We start from the raw sequence: 545 nt of genomic DNA, 5'->3' as shown, positions 1-545 counted from the left end.
GACCTGGTGCCGGCGGACGGGAACCGTCCGTACGACATGCACAAGGTCATCGAGGAGCTCGTCGACGACGGCGACTTCCTGGAGATCCACGAGCGCTGGGCACGCAACATCATCTGTGCGCTGGCCCGCCTGGACGGTCAGGTGGTGGGCATCGTCGCCAACCAGCCGCAGTCCCTCGCCGGGGTCCTGGACATCGAGGCCAGCGAAAAAGCTGCCCGCTTCGTCCAGATGTGCGACGCTTTCAATATCCCCATCATCACGCTGCTCGACGTCCCGGGCTTCCTGCCCGGCGTCGACCAGGAGCACGGCGGGATCATCCGCCACGGCGCGAAACTGCTCTACGCGTACTGCAACGCCACGGTGCCGCGGATCTCGCTGATCCTGCGCAAGGCCTACGGCGGCGCCTACATCGTCATGGACTCCCAGTCCATCGGCGCCGACCTCACCTACGCCTGGCCCACCAACGAGATCGCGGTGATGGGCGCCGAAGGCGCCGCCAACGTGATCTTCCGCAAGCAGATCGCCGAGGCCGCCGACCCCGAGGC

Annotated in this window: 1 protein-coding gene; it reads left to right on the top strand. The window is 67.0% G+C overall.

Annotated elements, in window-relative coordinates; all coding sequences use genetic code 11:
• On the top strand, positions 1-545 hold a 545-nt coding region (locus J0695_RS37440), incomplete at both ends, for a carboxyl transferase domain-containing protein (protein WP_277990088.1).

Origin of the sequence: Streptomyces beijiangensis (assembly GCF_017315755.1) — a bacterium.
GTDB classification, from domain to species: domain Bacteria; phylum Actinomycetota; class Actinomycetes; order Streptomycetales; family Streptomycetaceae; genus Streptomyces; species Streptomyces beijiangensis.
The sequence above is the reverse complement of the archived record's forward strand: the minus strand, read 5'-3'. Positions and strand labels throughout refer to the sequence as shown.